Raw genomic sequence first — 15,019 nt, forward strand, 5'->3', positions numbered from 1 at the left:
GGGTGGAAAGGAAATGGCGGTGCGAGGCTCAGCTCGCGTTGACAGTCAGGCCATTGCCGGCGCATCCGCAGCGGCTTCGGCGCGGGCGTCGACAATCCATGCAAGCAGCTCGGCCGACTGGATCTTCCAGACCGGGCCGCGCGTGTGACCTGCGGCGATGGTGCGCACCGGCACGAACCAGTCCGTCACCAGCAGCGCCTCAAGCACGTCTTCTGGAACGTTCCAGGACGCCACGAACACCTCGTCGTCCGCCAGATGCTCCTGCGGAACATTGACCGTGAGATCGGCAAAGGGCACGAAATCGTCGGCGCAGATCAGTGACAGCGCCGGGCGAAGGTTGCTTTGGTAGACATGGACGCGCAGGTGCACGCCGGCGGGGTAGCTGGCCATGCCAGCGCCGATGATGAGGTCTTCCATGTGGGAGACTCCTGAGTGCGGAGCCGCCCCACCGGGACATGCCCCGCGTGGGTAGAAAAGAAAACGCACCCGCAAGGGGGTGCATCAGAGCAGACGTCCAAGGAATCCGGACACCTGAGAGGATCGATGGGGCTAGCCCTTGTGAGGACCGCGCATCGCTTAATCCTTGTGAACGCGCTTCCCGTTTTGGCCCGCCCACAGGAGCAGGCCAGCAATGGCACCGCCAAGAATCACGACGAAGTGGTCTCCTCGCCCGAGGTGGACGTGAAGGTGACTTTGATGAGGGTCGTCATGGGTACCCCCTCAACCGCGCCGTCCCGCCACCACGCGCAGCGTGGCAACGAGCGAGGCATAGCCTTCGGGCGAGCCGATCGACTGCAGGCAGACCGCATTGTCGCGCCCACCGGTGTGGTCATCGCGCCCGCGGCATGTGCGAAAGCTCAGGCGGGCCGCGTTCTGCTGCGGCGCGTGGGCAATCTGCACGTACAGCGTGTCGGTATGCAGAGCATACAGATCTGTCTGGTGGCGGCGGCGTCGGCGTTCGCGGACGGTGAAGTCGCGCTGACGCAGGCCGATATCGCTCGCCAGGCGGCGAATGATGCGGGAAGCATCGCGTTTGAGGGTTGCACAGGCTGCGGCATTGCCGGGCTGATGCGGTTGGTTAAAGGATTTGGGGATTTTCATGGACAGTCTCAGGAAAGCACGGGACAGCCATCCCCAGCGGGACAGTGTCCCGCGATGGGTAGGGTCTGGGCAAACCAGACGAGGGTTCGATGCGTCGAGGACGCGATCAAAGAGTGTTTGTGAATCGCCTTTCGATTGAGCAAGCGCTCTCTTGCGCGGCATGCGCAGCGGCCAAGGGCGCCACGCATCCCCGCACAGACGGATCAATCGAGGTCGAGGGCGCGGTTGATGACGCGCGCCGTCTGCCATGCCTGATCGCGGTTGAACATCTTGGCCGTAACCAGTTTGCGCAGAATTGCGCTGCCGGTAGGCCCTTCCACGGCGGTCGCGATGTGATCGACATGCACGCGCCAGCCTTCCGATATGCCGCGCTCCACCGAGACGGCAAAGCGGTGGCGGGCATGCTCTGCAGGCCAGTCCGCACCGGGCAACAGGCCATATCGCGCCTCGTTAGCATCGGCAAGGAAGTTCGCGGCGACGATCCACTCGGGTTCGAGTTCGATCGCGCGCAGCGTGCGCGCCAGCAGGTTGGTGACCTGGTCGACGGTCATACCTTCGGTTGAAATCGGGGTTACCGTTTGCATAAGCGGCTCCAGAAATGGGACGCCGCTCACGGAGGCGGTGCCCCGTGGGTGCAAGGGATGATCCTGGCAGTACCAGGCATGGATTTCGATGCGTCAGGGACGCCATCAAAAGCGCAGGCCCCAAGCGAGACCGCTTGGGGCTTGCAGGAAAAGGGAGGGCCAGCAACTCGGCCCTCTCGATCAACGCGTCAGGCGATAGCCGCTGCCCGACGACACCAGAAACAGCCGCTCGCCAGTGACGAACTGCTGTTCCGAGCCCTGCGCCACGACGATCTGGCGGCCGCTGTCCGTGCGGACAATAACCTCCACACCGTCGCGCTGCGACAGGTGCGTCGCCGTAACCTGGCCGATGACACCCGCTGCCGTGCCCGAGAGCGCGCCAGCGATGTAACGACCGTCGCCGTTGCCTATCACACGTGCACCAAGTACCGCGCCAACCACCGTGCTGAGGATGGCCGGTACTCCGGAACTGGCCGACAGCATGCTGTCGCCGGCGACGGTGACATTGCGCACGCGCACGACCGTCACCTGCTCCGCAGATCCGGCGCGCATGGCGTCGGATCTGCGATAGACGTTAGGCGACGACTGTGCAGCGCAGCCGGTGAACAGGTACAGGCTGACAATGGCAACGAACAGGAAGAAACGCTTGAACATGATGGCCTCGCAAGAAAATGGGCCAACATGCCCACGGGCAGGAAGGCCCGTGGTGGGAGAGAAAAGCTGTGCCGGCACAAAATGCTGGCGAGGTCGATGCGTCGAAGACGCGAGAAGTGCTGCTATGTTAGCAGGGCGTGCACGGATTGTGGAGCCACTCAGGCGTACCCATCGATCCGGATAGAACGGGCGGTAACAGTGATCCGGACGCTCTTGCACTGCTCGTTGGCCAAGACCTCCTTGAGACCGGTCAACGACAGGCGCTCACCGAAGTCGTCACCACCGAAGCCGCGGTGGGAGTTCTCATAGAAATCGGCATCGGTCGCGGGGTTGCACCCCTTAAAGTAGTACAGGCATTGCTGCTCCGGCTTGCTGCCGGTGCTGTATCCCACATAGGCGCCATGGTCCTTCGCGATGAAAAACCGCTCGGACTTCGCCGCGTCGCAAAAGGCGACAAGGGACTCAACCTGAGAACGGGAAAGCGTAATTTGAGGCATGGATTGCTCCTGAAAGGGTGAACGGAGCGAGCCCCCGAGGGGCTGTGCCCCGCAAGGAAAGAAGACAGACGGTCAGGGGTTAAGCAGGTTCTGCCAGGACAGCGGCGTCCACGCGTGCGACGGGGGCCGGCGAATCCGCCCAAGAGAGCAGTGCCGGGCCGTCACCCTTGCGTGGTCGCACGGTGCCGACAAAGTCTTCGCGCCCGTGGAGGCTGACGCGTGTATTGTCGGAACCGTTGTGATGGAGAAAGACGCCGCCGCGGTCAGTGGCGAACCTGCCCTCCAGCGCCTGGAAGACGCGGTGGAAGTCATAGAGGTGGCGCGGGTCGCACTGCCCCGGTTCACCGCTCCCCCGATGGGGACCGATGGCACGGCGGTAGATGGGATAGCCCGCATCGGGCCGCACAAACTCGAATGGCGTGCCGCCGTGCGTCAGTTCGGCCCAGCCGAGCCGCTCTGTATCGAGGCGCAGCTCCAAGCAGCCGAACTTGCCGCGCACCGGCTTCACGCATTCGATGACATTGTGAGGAAGGATGCAGCCTACGCAGATGGCGTCGCCAAGCTGGTTGGCCTTCTCTGCGCGGAACACGCCCATGCGTTGGCCGTCCATGGCAACGAGTCGTGTCTCCCGTGGCATGGCCTCGACGAAAACGCCGTTGAGCCAGTACCGCTGGTCCTGTTTGGGCGCAAGCAAGGCGATGGCCTTGAGCTGGCACGGGTCAATCTGGATAGTCTGAATCACGTGTGTGCTCCAAAAAAATACAGGAGCACAGCCGCAAGGGACAATGCCCCTGCGGGTGATGAAGGCCTGACGGCAGTCAGGATTGAAAAAATCGATGCGCCAGAGACGCGAGAAGTGCAGTGATGGTATCAGCCTGGACACGCGCCTTGCAATTGCGCAGTTGAAAAAAACCCCCGAGCATCAGTCCTGAGCTTTACCCACAAGTTATGGGCCTGAATTAAAGATGCGGAACATCTCGGTGATTTCGTGCAAAACGAGGAAGCCTCGCCAGATGACCGTGGCGCCAGGTGGTGGATCATGACGGCGATTCAGGTAGCCGCCCAGGGTCGCAATCCATCGTATCGCCTGATGCAGCGACGGCACCGTGTCCGGCGGCCGGGTGGTTCGATGCACGCGACAATACAGGGCTTGCCATTCGACGGGTTGGAGGACCACTTCACAAGGCAGGTCACCGTCCAGCCGTGCCAGCAGCGTGGTGTAGAGGATACGCCAGGCAATGACCGCGAACAGGGAGGTGGCCCGAACAAAGCGCTCGAGCGTGCCGAACTGGCGGGCCTCGATGCGGCAGCCGCTCTTGAGCACCCGGTGCCAGGTCTCGATCGTCCAGCGCCGCGCATACCATTGCAGCCGCTCAAGCGCTTGCGCGGGCGAGTGTGTGGGCACCGAGGTGAGCAGCATCCATTCGATTGGCTCGATATTGGCCGGCGGTTCGTCCTCGATGACATGCACGGCGAAGACGTCCAGCTCGGGCAAACGGGTTCGTGTCTGAGGCGGTCGCAAACGTACGCATGCGTATCGCAATGTCAGGCGTGCGGTGCGCTGGGGACGAGTCCCTCTGGCTGGCACCTGCAACTCGGTCTGACCTGCTGCGGGGGTGTCCAGCACCGCTTGCCACAGATAGCGCTGGGGATGGCGGGCGCAGCGGTTCCATGCCGCGCGCACCAGCCAGTCCACCCCGTCCGCGCGTTGCGCAGCAAACAGTTCATAGACATCGCTTTCGCGATCGCCGATGCCAATGAGTTGCGTGTGCTCACAGCGCGACTTCAGCGCCGAGAGGTGCGCAAGCCCCTCGATCCACTTGATGCTTTCCTTCTCATGGATGGGTCGGGATTTGCGCCGCGCGGCGCTGCCCTCGGTTCCTTCAGGACGTGCCCACGTCTTCATGCCCAGTACGCCGAGCGGCAAACCTTCCGGACTGACCGCCAGCAGGCTGTGCATCAAGAACCCACGCTCATTGCCACCGTTACCGCGCCCCAGACCCTCTGTGGCAGGCAAATGCGTCAGGTTGAATTCGGTTGTGTCCTGTATCGCCAGCACCACCGGGATCTGCTCCATACGGTGCAGCGTCTGCGCGATATGCGGCGCCAGTACACCGTCGGTGTCGACCTGGTCGTTGTCAAAGAATCGGTAGGCCGCCTTCAGTTCAGCAGGCGACAGAGCCTGCGGCAGCGACGTGTGGGGACTGGCCGACAGTTGTCGGGCCAGTGCCACCAGCCGGTACGACAGGCGTGCGTCACCGAGATTCGCCGCTGCGAATTCCTCGCTCGCCCAGTCCTCCGTGTCGTTCCCGATCGCCAATCCGCTGCCGCTGCATCAACAGAATGGACGAAAGTTAACACCGTCCGATCCGGTTTACAACCGGACTTGTGGGTAAAGCTCAGAGCATCAGTCCGGGGGTGGGGTGCATGGAATCGCGACGCGCCGTCATACAGCCTTGGCACGCTTGCGCGCGGGCTTGGAGGCCACCGCGTAGCCAAATCTGGCCCATGCGACGGGATCGATCGGCAGCGGATTGGTACGCCCGGCTTCCAGGTTGACGAACACGCCCGAGTACTTCAGCGTGCCGGTTCTGAAGAGCGTCCACAGCAAGTTGAAGGCCTGCACCGCGATCGCCTGATTGATGACCAGCGACTGCTTGCGCAGCGCGTCGGCCATCGAGCAGGACGGCGTCGTGTCCGCCTTGTCGCCCTTGGGATCGATCAGTTCCGGGAATAAGTCGCCCACGTGGGGCAGGCGGGTTTCCCGCTTGCCGCGCACCTGGCCAAGAATGACCTGCCCGCGGTCAGTCTCGTTGCCGCAATCCAGGTAGTAGCCACCGGCGCCACGCTCGAGCGCGCCAAGAATGGCCTTGCGCGCCGCCCGTGAGTCCACGCAACCGATAGCCATGTCGCAGACAAAGCGATCCTGACTGCCGATCCGTCGCGGGCGGGCTTCCCAGCGGGTGCCCATCAGCAGGTTCAGCCGGTTCACCAGCAAGGTCGCCTTGTGCTGGCCGACGTCGTTCGGGTAGAAGCCCTGGCGGCCGACGTTGGTCGCGCTCACCGTGTCGTCATCGTAGACCGTGCACTCGATACCGCCGGGGTGGCCGATTTCGAGCATGGCGTGGTGCAGACGCGCCAGCGCTGGCAACAAGGCGCTGCCGGTACCGCCAGCGCCCACCACCACGACTTTCCACGCATTGATGCGCATCGTTTCGGGAATATGGTGTTCGAACGTCATCACACCACCTCCTGGGCCCGCGCCGCCGCGTACCAGTCGCTCGGTACACGCTCGACAGCCTCGAAGATTCCCTTGGCGCAGAGCCGCAAGCTTAGCGACGGCGTCGCAGCGAGGCAATTTCCCATCACGAACGCGAACTTCACGTCATGCTGGTCGTCCCCGTTGTCGGTCGATGAAAAGAACGCCGGAAAGTTGCCGTGCGAATGGCAGTCCACCACCAACACCTCGCCGTCAGCCAGCGCCGGTCGTTCGTACTGCAAATGGCCGTGTCCGTGCGACAGGATCGTGACCGGCACCAGCCGGAATTCGCTGGTAGTCGAATTCCAGACGATCCAGCCGCCGGTCTCGTTGGGCATGGCCGCACGCGCCATCTCGGCAAACTGCCCGATCAGGGTCGCAGGCAGCCTGCCGCAGCGCAGGTCCGTCGTCTCGGCCGCGACGCCATACGGCACGGCGGTCTTGACCTCGAACTGGGCCACGCAGCGCACGAGTCGCAGCCACGACCGCGACACTTCCAGCAATACGCCGTTGGCGGCGATGAGAAGGCGCTCTCCCGTGGTTTCCAACGGCGCCAGATCGCCGAAGCGCGGCACCATCACGCTCGGAAAGGATCGCTGCAGGGTTATGTCCATCGGATGCATGTTCAGTCTCAGAATTGCCCGGCGATTAGCTTGCCGAGTGATTGGTTCATCGGGATGAGGGCGGCTTTCGGGAAGGTTGAAAACCTTCCGTCCAGCATGTCGCGCCAGAAGGCATAGAAGCCATCAGCATGATCGACACGCCTGCCACCGTGATTAGGATGTGTGAAGGCCGAGGCAAAGAACGCCTCTTCCCAGCCCGCTATAGACGCTGCGTCGATCTGCTTGGGCACGTGTGCCGTGCCGATACAGATCTTCCCGTGGTCCCAGGTATTGAAGTAAGGCGGCTCGTACAGCATCGAATCTGGCGTCGGACGCTCGTCCTCGATCAGGGCAAACACACGAAAGCCGGCGGGCGACGCGTGAAAGACCAGACCGGGATGAGGCGTCACGGCACTGCGATCGCCCAGCTCCTCACAGTTGAAGAACACACGGCGATTGCCGGGCGGACACCACCAGGTGATGGCATCCGGGCCGATCGACAGCACGTTGGGCGTCAGGAACTCGCCCTTGGGCAGCGATGCCTCTGCGACCTGACGCACAGCCTGGATCAGCGCGGGCCGGTTCAGTGGCGTGCCCGCGCCGATCACGGGTCGCCCCGTCTGACCGTCGGTGACGATGCGGTGAGCGGTGGCATACGAAAACGCACTGAGGCCGCTCCCATAAAGCAGAATGGCCCCTTGCAGGGCCACGTCATGGTCGCGTGAAGCACTATGAATTTTGGCCATGTAGCCCCTCCTATTCGGAAATCAATGTGAGAACGCGGTCGAGCGCGGCGATGACGTCCATCATGTCGGCCAGCTGCTTGAACTGGCGCCGGATGGCGCGCGGCGTATCTGCCAGCGGGATCAGCGACTGGTACATCGTGGCCTCGCCGCCGCAGTTCAGAGAATCAAAGTGGTCATCGAGGATCTGACCGACCCAGTGCTCCTTCCACATGCAGAGCGTCGCCGCCGAGTAGGCCGGCTCCGCCCATTGCGCGTGGTTGAGCGCCCGGCTGCGCCGGGTGCGGGCGAGTACCGCTTGCAGATCCAGCAGCGCCAGGCAAATGCGGCGTGGTAGGCCGCGGTTGCGCCCCGCCAGCGCCTCCAGCTGCGGGGCGCGCAGGCAGTCGATGCGCCGCTTCTTGTCGCGGCGCGCGAACGCCGGCACCGCGTCGTCCGGGGCCAGCACTGGCAGTACCGTGGACGGCAGGTAGCGCTCGATCTCGCAACCGTCGTCACCAAAGCGCTCGGCGAGAAACTCCCGCGCGTCCTCATCGCTCATGGTCGGATCACACTCCCACCACCAACGGGCGAACATGTCCGCCAGTTCGTCAGGGGCGCGCACGAAGAGCGATCGGCCCGCCGCCTCGTTGACGAGGTGAATGGCTGTGTACAGCAAGGCCGGATCGGCGCGGCGCATTACGTCGGCACGCTCCCCGATCTCGAACACGTTCTCTCCCTCCAGCTCGATCGCCAAGTACAGCGGCGCATGGAGCTCGTCGTCGTGGTCGAACTGATCGACCTGCTCCCTTGCGGCAGCCAAGTCGAGCAACGCGAACGAGAAGTTCAGCCGCTTGCACTTGGGCGTGCGCCGGCGCAGCCAGGCAAACATGGCCTGCGCGAACGCGTCACCGGCACTGGCCGCACCCTTCACGTCCCGGGCCGCGAGGACGCCGGTTTCGAACTGCTTGCGAATCAGCCTGAATGTGTCAGCGCCCTCGCCGTACTGGAGCTTCCCGCTGGCGGGAATGTCCGCCGCCAGCGTGGGCAGCGTCAGAAAGCCATGGGCAGGTCGACGTCGGGCAGCAGGAGGCTGTCGCGATGGCGTCCAGCCGGGTCCTGATTCAATGAAGCATTCATTAGTCGGGCGAGGATCGAACAGCACGATTCCATCTCCTCAGTATGTAAAAAAGCCGCCTGTGGCGGCTTCTGGTTGGAACGCAGGCAAAAGTCCGGGCTGGACAGTGCCTGCATCAATTCACACTTACGCATGGCAACCCTTGGCGCCGGCGGCTCGCACGAACGTGTAGCGCATGACGGTGCCGTTGTGCTCCGGGCCGTCCACCGTGGCGGTGGTCAGCTCGGGGTACTGGGCGGTGTACATGTCGCGCACCTGGTCGGGCGTGAATGCCAGGCCAGGATCCATCAGGGTCATGCCGTTGTAGCTGAACTCACGGGTCAGTTGCTGGACGGTCAGGCTCATGGTGTGGCTCCTTTTCCGTTACAGCAGGTCAGCGAGGTTGGTGCCGCTCGGCTCGGGCGACAAGGCCTGGGGCGCGGAAGCCTTGGCCTTGCCCTCGCCTTCCTCGTCGTCGTTCGTGCCATCAGCCCCGCCCCCGTCATCCGAAGATGATGCAGACGGCTTGCTGTTGGCCTTACTAAGTGCCTTCTGTGCCTTGGTGGACTGCGCGCTGGTCGCGGCGTTCAGGATCGAGGCCGTGGCTTCGACCTGTTCTGCCAATGAACGATGCGAGACAGACACCGAGGCGATCGCCTGGGCAAAGCCCTCGTCCAGTTCCGCCGGCGAGGCAGTCAGGGCGAGAGGGGTGGCCAGCGCGGCATCAGCGGCCTTGGAAACCACCGGTGCAACAACGACAGCCATCGCGTCACCCTTCATGGTGAGCGTGAGCACAACCTTGTCGCACGCGGCGACGAGCGGAACGAGTTCCTGAAACATGGGATAGATCCTTGGAAAGATGGAATAGACAGGGAGAACCGACCGCCGGGAGGTGGTCGGTTACGATCAAAACCGCAGGACCTTGGGCAGCTTGCCCGCGTAGTCGAAGCCATCGACATTGAGCAATGCCTCGATCAGATCCGGCTTGGACTTGTTGAAGACCTTGGCGAAGTTCTCACCGAGCGCAGCGCGCAGGCCAAGCTCGTCGGCCAGCACCTTCATTTCCGACTTGGTGAGCAGTTCCAGGAAGTCCTTGGACTTCTGCAGGTTCCAGTGCTGGCGCAGGTCCAGCTTGTGGTGCTGGCACAGCGTGACGAGGTGGGGAACTTCTATCCCCTCGATGGCTGCGACGCTGAGCCCGATCGTCAGGTTTTGACGCTTGCTCGCATCCATTTCGTGCACGGCGGACAGGTTCTTCTTGAAGTCGGTGGTCGACACCTTGTCGTCCGTCAGCTTCTCGAAGATTTTGCCCATGGTGTCGCCACCGATATTGCGCGAGAGGCCGGTCAGCGCCATCGCCAGCAGGTAGCTGTTGGCGGTGTCGGCATTGCTGGCGGCTTCGCGTCGCAAGGCCCTGCGCCACAATGCGGCCCGGTAGGTTTTCACCTTCTCGGTCTCGCTGATGTGGGTGACGGCCTTTTCCTCGGCGGGCACCTTAGTTGTGCCTTTGGCAGTTGCGGTCGCATCGGCAGCCGTCGTGGCCGGCCTCTGCGCAGCCGCCTTGGCGTCGCGCTCCGCCTTGATGCGTGCGGCGATCTTCTTGCTGTTGCAAGCCGTATCGAAGCATTGGCCGCGGTAGACCTTGCCCAGGCTATCGGGCAGCGCACTCACGGCCGCCCCATAGTGCTCGCAGGCGTGGCAGGCTTTCGCCTGTTCCTCGCCAACGCCGGTCGGACCGTCTACCACCAGTTGCGCACGCGTGTGGTTGTCACCAGCACGCACAATCCGGATCACCGGGTACTCGTCCTTGAGACCATAGGCAACCGCTTCCAGTTGCTTGTCGGTCTTTTGGTTGTAGCACACACGGTTGGTGCAGTTGCCAGTCGCAATGGCCTCGCCGAACATTTCCGTCTGCAACGACGAGTTGTGCGGGCAGGCAGCACAGTCGGCCTTCTCGAAGATCGCCGTGGCAAGACAGCACGCGGCGGCCTCGATGGTCTTCTTCAGTTCGGCTACCGACTTCTTCTCGCTCACAATGACGGGCAGGAGCTTGTCCTGCTTGTCCTTGGCGAGCGTTGCCAGCAGTTCGGCGTGGCCGAGTTGGATGGTGCGGGTGTTGAGCGCATCCAGGACGGACGTGCTGCAGTTCATGAGCGCCAGGCGCTTGTCCAGGGTGGCGCGGGACCAGCCCAGGATCTTGGCGGCCTCCTCGCGGTCGCCCTTGAGCTGGCCAACGATCCGGGCGGCAGCCACGGCTTCTTCGGAGGGAGCCATGTCCGCACGCTGGACATTCTCGATGAGGGAGAGCCGGTCGGCCTCCTCTTCGGACATCTCGCGGATGGTGACAGGGATGGGATAGTCGTCGCCGTGCGCCGCTTTCGCGGCACGCAAGCGGCGTTCACCGGCCACCAGCTCGTAGGCGTCCTCGCCCAACGGACGAATCAGGATCGGCTGGATGACACCGTTCTCGCGAACGGAATCGGTGAGTTCCGCCATTTCGGCAGGATCGAAGTACTTGCGCGGGTTGCGGCCAGGATGGATCTTGCCAACGACGATGGTGGGATTCAGCATGATGGGGTTCTCCGGAACGAAAATGGGAACCCGTAGCCGCACCGGGAACAGGTTCCCGATGGGATAACAAAAGAGAGATTGGCAGCCCGGCGAAGCGGGAGGCCAACTTACTGCAAAAAGCTGTGCACCGGGTGGTGCGGGGTCGATGCGTCAGGGACGCGGAAGTAGCCGTAAGGATAAACCAATCGTGCTTGCCACGCCAGATGCCGCGACCCAACGCCATTGCGCCAGACTAAAGAAACCCTGTGCAACGGGAGGGTAAGTTCTGCGAGGTCTTGGGTCCATAGCGGGGGCTACGGGAAATCATCTTATCGCCAAACCGAAGCAATACAACCGGCAAAAGCCCACCATTTTGCAATCTGTTTTTTGGAATCCCGCAGCAAGCGCAAATAAAAACGCCCTCCAATCATCGGAGGGCGGACAAGTACAGGAAGGGACATCGGCAATGGTACCCCCGCGACCGCGTGGCGATCGGGAGGGGCGGCTAGCGGCTCGCCGGCTGGCGCGGCCCGATCGGGCGCGACAGCAGCGTGGTCACCGCGCCACCAACGCACCAGCCGTCCAGCTTGTCCTCAAAGATGCCGTGGACAAGCCGGTCCAGGCAGATCACCTCAAGGCCATCCGCTTCGACGGTGCCGAGGATATTTGCCACGGTCGTGCCACGGGTACTGCGGCGCTTCACGGTGGCTACGCCCTCGCCAATGGCGATCGTGCAATCGTCAGTTTTCATGCTGCTTCCTTTAGAAGTTCTCGATGATCCCGGGCCTCGCGACCATGCAGCAATGCGAGATCTTCCACAAATTCATCCAACAGCGTGTCCATGTGCAGGAACGCCTCGTCGTCTAGTTCCGGTGTCGCCCAGTCCAGACCCGCCTCCATGGCGTCCCGCTTGTGCGCAACCATCTGGTCCTGGTAGGTGTCGATGCTGCCCGGCAGGTGGAAGTAAACGACCTTCAACTGCCCCTTCCGGTTCCACCGCAGCGCGCGCCGCATCGCCTGATACTCGATGCGCCACGTCCACGAGCGGTCATAGAAGAGCACATAGTCCGCATTGGGCAGGTTGTAGCCCGCGCGGCCCGACGCCTTGGTGCATAGGAGCCCCGTGGCGTTGCCGGCCACGAATCGCTTGTCCTTGTCGGCCACGCGCTTCATGATCGGAATGCCGCCATGGAACGGGACCGATTCCACTCCTCTCGTCTTCAACTGACTGGCGATGAGGTTGATGACGCCTGGGTTCTCCGCAAACAGGATGGCCTGCTTGCCTTCTGCCGCGATAGCCTCCAGCCGCTCGATGACGGCACGTTGCTTGCTCGTGATCTGCGCCAGCATGCCGACGCCCTCTACCCCGTGCTGCGGGTAATTAGCGGCGAAATGCACGGCCCGGATGCGGGCAAGAATCGCAATCAAGTTGTTCGGGCGACCGTCCTTGCGGATATCCCGGTACCAGTTGGCGAACTCGTCGGCGGTGCGCAGGTAGAGCGACAGGTGGGCAGGATCCCATTCCGTCTCGACCACCTCGACTGCCGGCGCCTCGATACGGATATACCTGGCCACGTCGGGCTCACACACCAGCCGGCGCTTCACATGCGGCGCCAGCATCTGGCGGTACCGCGGCAGGTTGCCGATCTTGGGTACTTCGCGCTTGGCCCCGTCCTGCAGGCTTTCCGCGAATTCCCAGGTCACCCATTCCAGCACGACGAAGTCGCTGCGGAAGCGATCAATGCCACGCTCAGCGTGCTGCACCGTGGCAAGCCAGTTGGACTCCAGATAGCCGCGGCGGTAGCCGTAGGGCTGTGCTGCCGTGCCATCACCGCCCGTGAAGGCGATCAGTCCAAAAATATCGCGCGGGTAGTTGGCGATGGGGCTGCCTGTCAGCACGTAGCGACGCTTGGCCGAGAGCTGCCACAGCGCACGGCTCTGGTCACTCGTCGGGTTGGACAGGCGCTCGCCCTCGTCGGCCACCAACAGGCCGATACGACGGCGCAGCCGGTGGGCATACGTGACGCGCTGGGAAGCCTCCCGGCACACCGGCATGCGCAGGCGCTCATAGGCGATTAGGTTGACGCGTCTGAGCGTACCCAGATCTTCAGGCGATTCGATCACATGCACGTCCGAGGACGGCATGATCTGCGCCAGTTCCGCGCGCATCTCCGAGATCAGCCGGGCCTCGACGACGATCAGGCCGCGCTTGACCCCAGACAACAGGATCAGCGCCGCGGCCAGCCGCGACTTCCCGCACCCCTGCTCCCATGCCGCGACAGCACCGCAAGGCTTCATCAGGAGCTCAATTAGGTCCTCCTGTTGGAATTCCCAGTCCAGCCAGGCGTCGATCCCCAGCGCGAGCACGCGCTTGTGCAGCCGGCTCGCTTGACCCGGATAGCGCTTGGCCAGTCCTTCGTGCACAATCTCCCACACCTGCGCCGATTTCTCGACGCTATAACGGCTGGTGATCTCATCCAACGAGACGGCATACTGCTTGCCGCGCATGTCGTACTGATAGCGGCCATCGGGCTGCCGATCGAAGCGGACTTCCTGGCCCGCCTTGATGACCGGGCTGCCCCACACGGCCGGATCCACCACGTGCGTCTTTGTCGCCACACCGGTGAGGGTATCCGCGGCGCCGACGCCCGTCGTCCAGACTGCATGGCGCAGCGGGAGGATCTGTCGCGCACTGCGTCGCAAGCGCCGGCCGAAGTGCTCGAGGAATCCCGGTGCGAACTCCGGCTCACCGCCTGCAGCCTTCACCATGTCGACCAGGTCGCCCAGCGCCGCAATGGGATCAGGCTGCATCAGATAGGCCTCCAGATCCAGCCGGCCCGTGCCCGCGTAGCGAAATCCGCGCGGCAGGCGCTGGCCTTCCAGCGGTACGATGCGACGCTCCAGCACGCGGTTGAGCACCATCGCCTCGACGAACCCACAGTCGAAGCCAAACACGATGCGCCGCCCGTCATGCGCGATGCGTACCCGTTTCTGCGAGGTCACTGACCGCGTGATGGCCGGCCCCTCGTCGTCCAACAATTGGTGGCCGAGGCGTGCTTCACCAAAGTAACGCTCGTCCGTCTGCAGCGCCAACGCCGGCAACGGCTGTGTCAGATCCGTGAGGGATTGACGCACATAGTCGCCTTGCCGCGCCCGGTACCGCGCGAATACCGCGATTGACGTGCGCACCTCAGCGCCCTCCTCGCGGAAGGCACTGGATGGCAGGTCGAACACGCCAACCACTCGCCGCGCAGCCTCATTGAACGGCTCACCGTGCGGGATGGAGAGCCCGGCGAACTTTTCGACGAAGCTCGTAGGCAACAAGGCCACCACAATCTGTGCCGCGTCCAGTGCCTGTGCCAGCGCATACTCGTGGCTCAACGCGCTGGTGCTGGCCCCGAACCGGCCCCAGCTTGTGCAGTCGTAGGGCTTCAGGTGCGGCGACTCAAGATGAATCGAAAACGGCGGATTGATGAGGGCGATATCGAAGTGGCGCGGATGGATCTCTTCCATGCCGGCGTGCCGGAAGCTGCCATCGAAGCCTGCGGCTTCCACGGACGCCTGCACCGCCTCGATTGTTGGCGCGTGAACGTCCACACCGTACAGGCTGTACACAGTCGGATCGGCGAACTGGAGCAGGCGGGCCGAGCCCACCGAGTTGTCGAGGATCGACACCTTGCGCGCCGGCAACCAAGCGGCAACCACGCCCCACATGAGGCGGGCAATCGATTCGGGGGTGAAAAACTGCGAGAGGTGGCGCTGACGCGCCGCGTGCAATTCGCCCATGTGGGCGATCTTCTCGGCTTGTGAGCCAAGACTGACAATGGCCCGCAAGGGGTCGTACCAAGATGACATTGTAGCTTCCAGAATAGAAAAGGCCCCGCCTTGTGCGGGGTATGGGTGAAGGCAAATCAGATCCACCGCGGCGCAGCG

16 protein-coding genes are annotated in these 15,019 nt (G+C 63.3%); all 16 read right to left on the bottom strand.

From position 1 onward, the window contains the following. Window positions 1-45: 45 nt before the first annotated feature. Entirely contained in the window at window positions 46-417 is a 372-nt protein-coding gene (locus tag RS901_RS37090) for a DUF4313 domain-containing protein (protein ID WP_316157818.1), read from the bottom strand. Window positions 418-720: 303 nt separating this feature from the next. Continuing rightward, window positions 721-1,101 (bottom strand): hypothetical protein, encoded by a 381-nt coding sequence (locus RS901_RS37095; protein ID WP_316157819.1) that lies wholly within the window; start codon window positions 1,099-1,101, stop codon window positions 721-723. A 203-nt stretch (window positions 1,102-1,304) separates the two neighbouring features. Next, a complete protein-coding gene (locus RS901_RS37100) occupies window positions 1,305-1,685 on the bottom strand; it encodes a hypothetical protein (RefSeq protein WP_316157820.1) in 381 nt (126 codons plus the stop codon). A gap of 180 nt (window positions 1,686-1,865) precedes the next feature. After that, window positions 1,866-2,339, bottom strand: coding sequence for a hypothetical protein (locus RS901_RS37105; protein ID WP_316157821.1), 474 nt, complete (start codon window positions 2,337-2,339; stop codon window positions 1,866-1,868). A 158-nt stretch (window positions 2,340-2,497) separates the two neighbouring features. After that, window positions 2,498-2,836, bottom strand: coding sequence for a DUF3085 domain-containing protein (locus RS901_RS37110; RefSeq protein WP_316157822.1), 339 nt, complete (start codon window positions 2,834-2,836; stop codon window positions 2,498-2,500). 79 nt (window positions 2,837-2,915) lie between these two features. Continuing rightward, window positions 2,916-3,719, bottom strand: coding sequence for a hypothetical protein (locus tag RS901_RS37115; RefSeq protein WP_316157823.1), 804 nt, complete (start codon window positions 3,717-3,719; stop codon window positions 2,916-2,918). 63 nt (window positions 3,720-3,782) lie between these two features. Next, entirely contained in the window at window positions 3,783-5,156 is a 1,374-nt protein-coding gene (locus tag RS901_RS37120; protein WP_316157824.1) for an IS4 family transposase, read from the bottom strand. Between the two features lie 126 nt (window positions 5,157-5,282). Further along, complete coding sequence (locus RS901_RS37125; protein WP_316157825.1) at window positions 5,283-6,077, bottom strand: PRTRC system ThiF family protein; 795 nt, start codon at window positions 6,075-6,077, stop codon at window positions 5,283-5,285. Next, complete coding sequence (locus RS901_RS37130) at window positions 6,077-6,718, bottom strand: PRTRC system protein A (protein WP_316157826.1); 642 nt, start codon at window positions 6,716-6,718, stop codon at window positions 6,077-6,079. Before RS901_RS37130 ends, RS901_RS37125 begins: the two co-directional genes overlap by 1 nt. Before the next feature lie 8 nt (window positions 6,719-6,726). After that, window positions 6,727-7,443, bottom strand: coding sequence for a PRTRC system protein B (locus RS901_RS37135; RefSeq protein WP_316157827.1), 717 nt, complete (start codon window positions 7,441-7,443; stop codon window positions 6,727-6,729). A gap of 10 nt (window positions 7,444-7,453) precedes the next feature. Next, a complete protein-coding gene (locus tag RS901_RS37140; protein WP_316157828.1) occupies window positions 7,454-8,584 on the bottom strand; it encodes a PRTRC system protein F in 1,131 nt (376 codons plus the stop codon). 99 nt (window positions 8,585-8,683) lie between these two features. Further along, a complete protein-coding gene (locus RS901_RS37145) occupies window positions 8,684-8,902 on the bottom strand; it encodes a PRTRC system protein C (protein ID WP_316157829.1) in 219 nt (72 codons plus the stop codon). An 18-nt stretch (window positions 8,903-8,920) separates the two neighbouring features. Beyond that, on the bottom strand, window positions 8,921-9,376 hold the full coding sequence (locus RS901_RS37150; RefSeq protein WP_316157830.1) for a PRTRC system protein E: 456 nt from the start codon (window positions 9,374-9,376) through the stop codon (window positions 8,921-8,923). A gap of 66 nt (window positions 9,377-9,442) precedes the next feature. After that, window positions 9,443-11,107 carry a PRTRC system ParB family protein gene (locus RS901_RS37155; RefSeq protein WP_316157831.1) on the bottom strand — a complete coding sequence of 555 codons (1,665 nt, stop codon included), beginning with the start codon at window positions 11,105-11,107 and terminating at the stop codon, window positions 9,443-9,445. A 484-nt stretch (window positions 11,108-11,591) separates the two neighbouring features. Further along, window positions 11,592-11,837, bottom strand: a complete 246-nt coding sequence (locus RS901_RS37160; RefSeq protein ID WP_316157832.1) for a hypothetical protein — start codon at window positions 11,835-11,837, stop codon at window positions 11,592-11,594. Then, window positions 11,834-14,872 (bottom strand): SNF2-related protein, encoded by a 3,039-nt coding sequence (locus RS901_RS37165; protein WP_316157833.1) that lies wholly within the window; start codon window positions 14,870-14,872, stop codon window positions 11,834-11,836. Before RS901_RS37165 ends, RS901_RS37160 begins: the two co-directional genes overlap by 4 nt. Window positions 14,873-15,019 lie beyond the last annotated feature (147 nt).

This window comes from Cupriavidus sp. BIC8F (assembly GCF_032465815.1).
GTDB classification, from domain to species: domain Bacteria; phylum Pseudomonadota; class Gammaproteobacteria; order Burkholderiales; family Burkholderiaceae; genus Cupriavidus; species Cupriavidus necator.

What these genes read in the sequence shown, in the direction of transcription:
- RS901_RS37145 (WP_316157829.1), bottom strand. Translation starts at nt 8,902, where the DNA reads ATGAGCCTGACCGTCCAGCAACTGACCCGTGAGTTCAGCTACAACGGC.
- RS901_RS37150 (WP_316157830.1), bottom strand. Translation starts at nt 9,376, where the DNA reads ATGTTTCAGGAACTCGTTCCGCTCGTCGCCGCGTGCGACAAGGTTGTG.
- RS901_RS37105 (WP_316157821.1), bottom strand. Translation starts at nt 2,339, where the DNA reads ATGTTCAAGCGTTTCTTCCTGTTCGTTGCCATTGTCAGCCTGTACCTG.
- RS901_RS37110 (WP_316157822.1), bottom strand. Translation starts at nt 2,836, where the DNA reads ATGCCTCAAATTACGCTTTCCCGTTCTCAGGTTGAGTCCCTTGTCGCC.
- RS901_RS37160 (WP_316157832.1), bottom strand. Translation starts at nt 11,837, where the DNA reads ATGAAAACTGACGATTGCACGATCGCCATTGGCGAGGGCGTAGCCACC.
- RS901_RS37165 (WP_316157833.1), bottom strand. Translation starts at nt 14,872, where the DNA reads ATGGGCGAATTGCACGCGGCGCGTCAGCGCCACCTCTCGCAGTTTTTC.
- RS901_RS37130 (WP_316157826.1), bottom strand. Translation starts at nt 6,718, where the DNA reads ATGCATCCGATGGACATAACCCTGCAGCGATCCTTTCCGAGCGTGATG.
- RS901_RS37125 (WP_316157825.1), bottom strand. Translation starts at nt 6,077, where the DNA reads ATGACGTTCGAACACCATATTCCCGAAACGATGCGCATCAATGCGTGG.
- RS901_RS37100 (WP_316157820.1), bottom strand. Translation starts at nt 1,685, where the DNA reads ATGCAAACGGTAACCCCGATTTCAACCGAAGGTATGACCGTCGACCAG.
- RS901_RS37155 (WP_316157831.1), bottom strand. Translation starts at nt 11,107, where the DNA reads ATGCTGAATCCCACCATCGTCGTTGGCAAGATCCATCCTGGCCGCAAC.
- RS901_RS37090 (WP_316157818.1), bottom strand. Translation starts at nt 417, where the DNA reads ATGGAAGACCTCATCATCGGCGCTGGCATGGCCAGCTACCCCGCCGGC.
- RS901_RS37135 (WP_316157827.1), bottom strand. Translation starts at nt 7,443, where the DNA reads ATGGCCAAAATTCATAGTGCTTCACGCGACCATGACGTGGCCCTGCAA.
- RS901_RS37095 (WP_316157819.1), bottom strand. Translation starts at nt 1,101, where the DNA reads ATGAAAATCCCCAAATCCTTTAACCAACCGCATCAGCCCGGCAATGCC.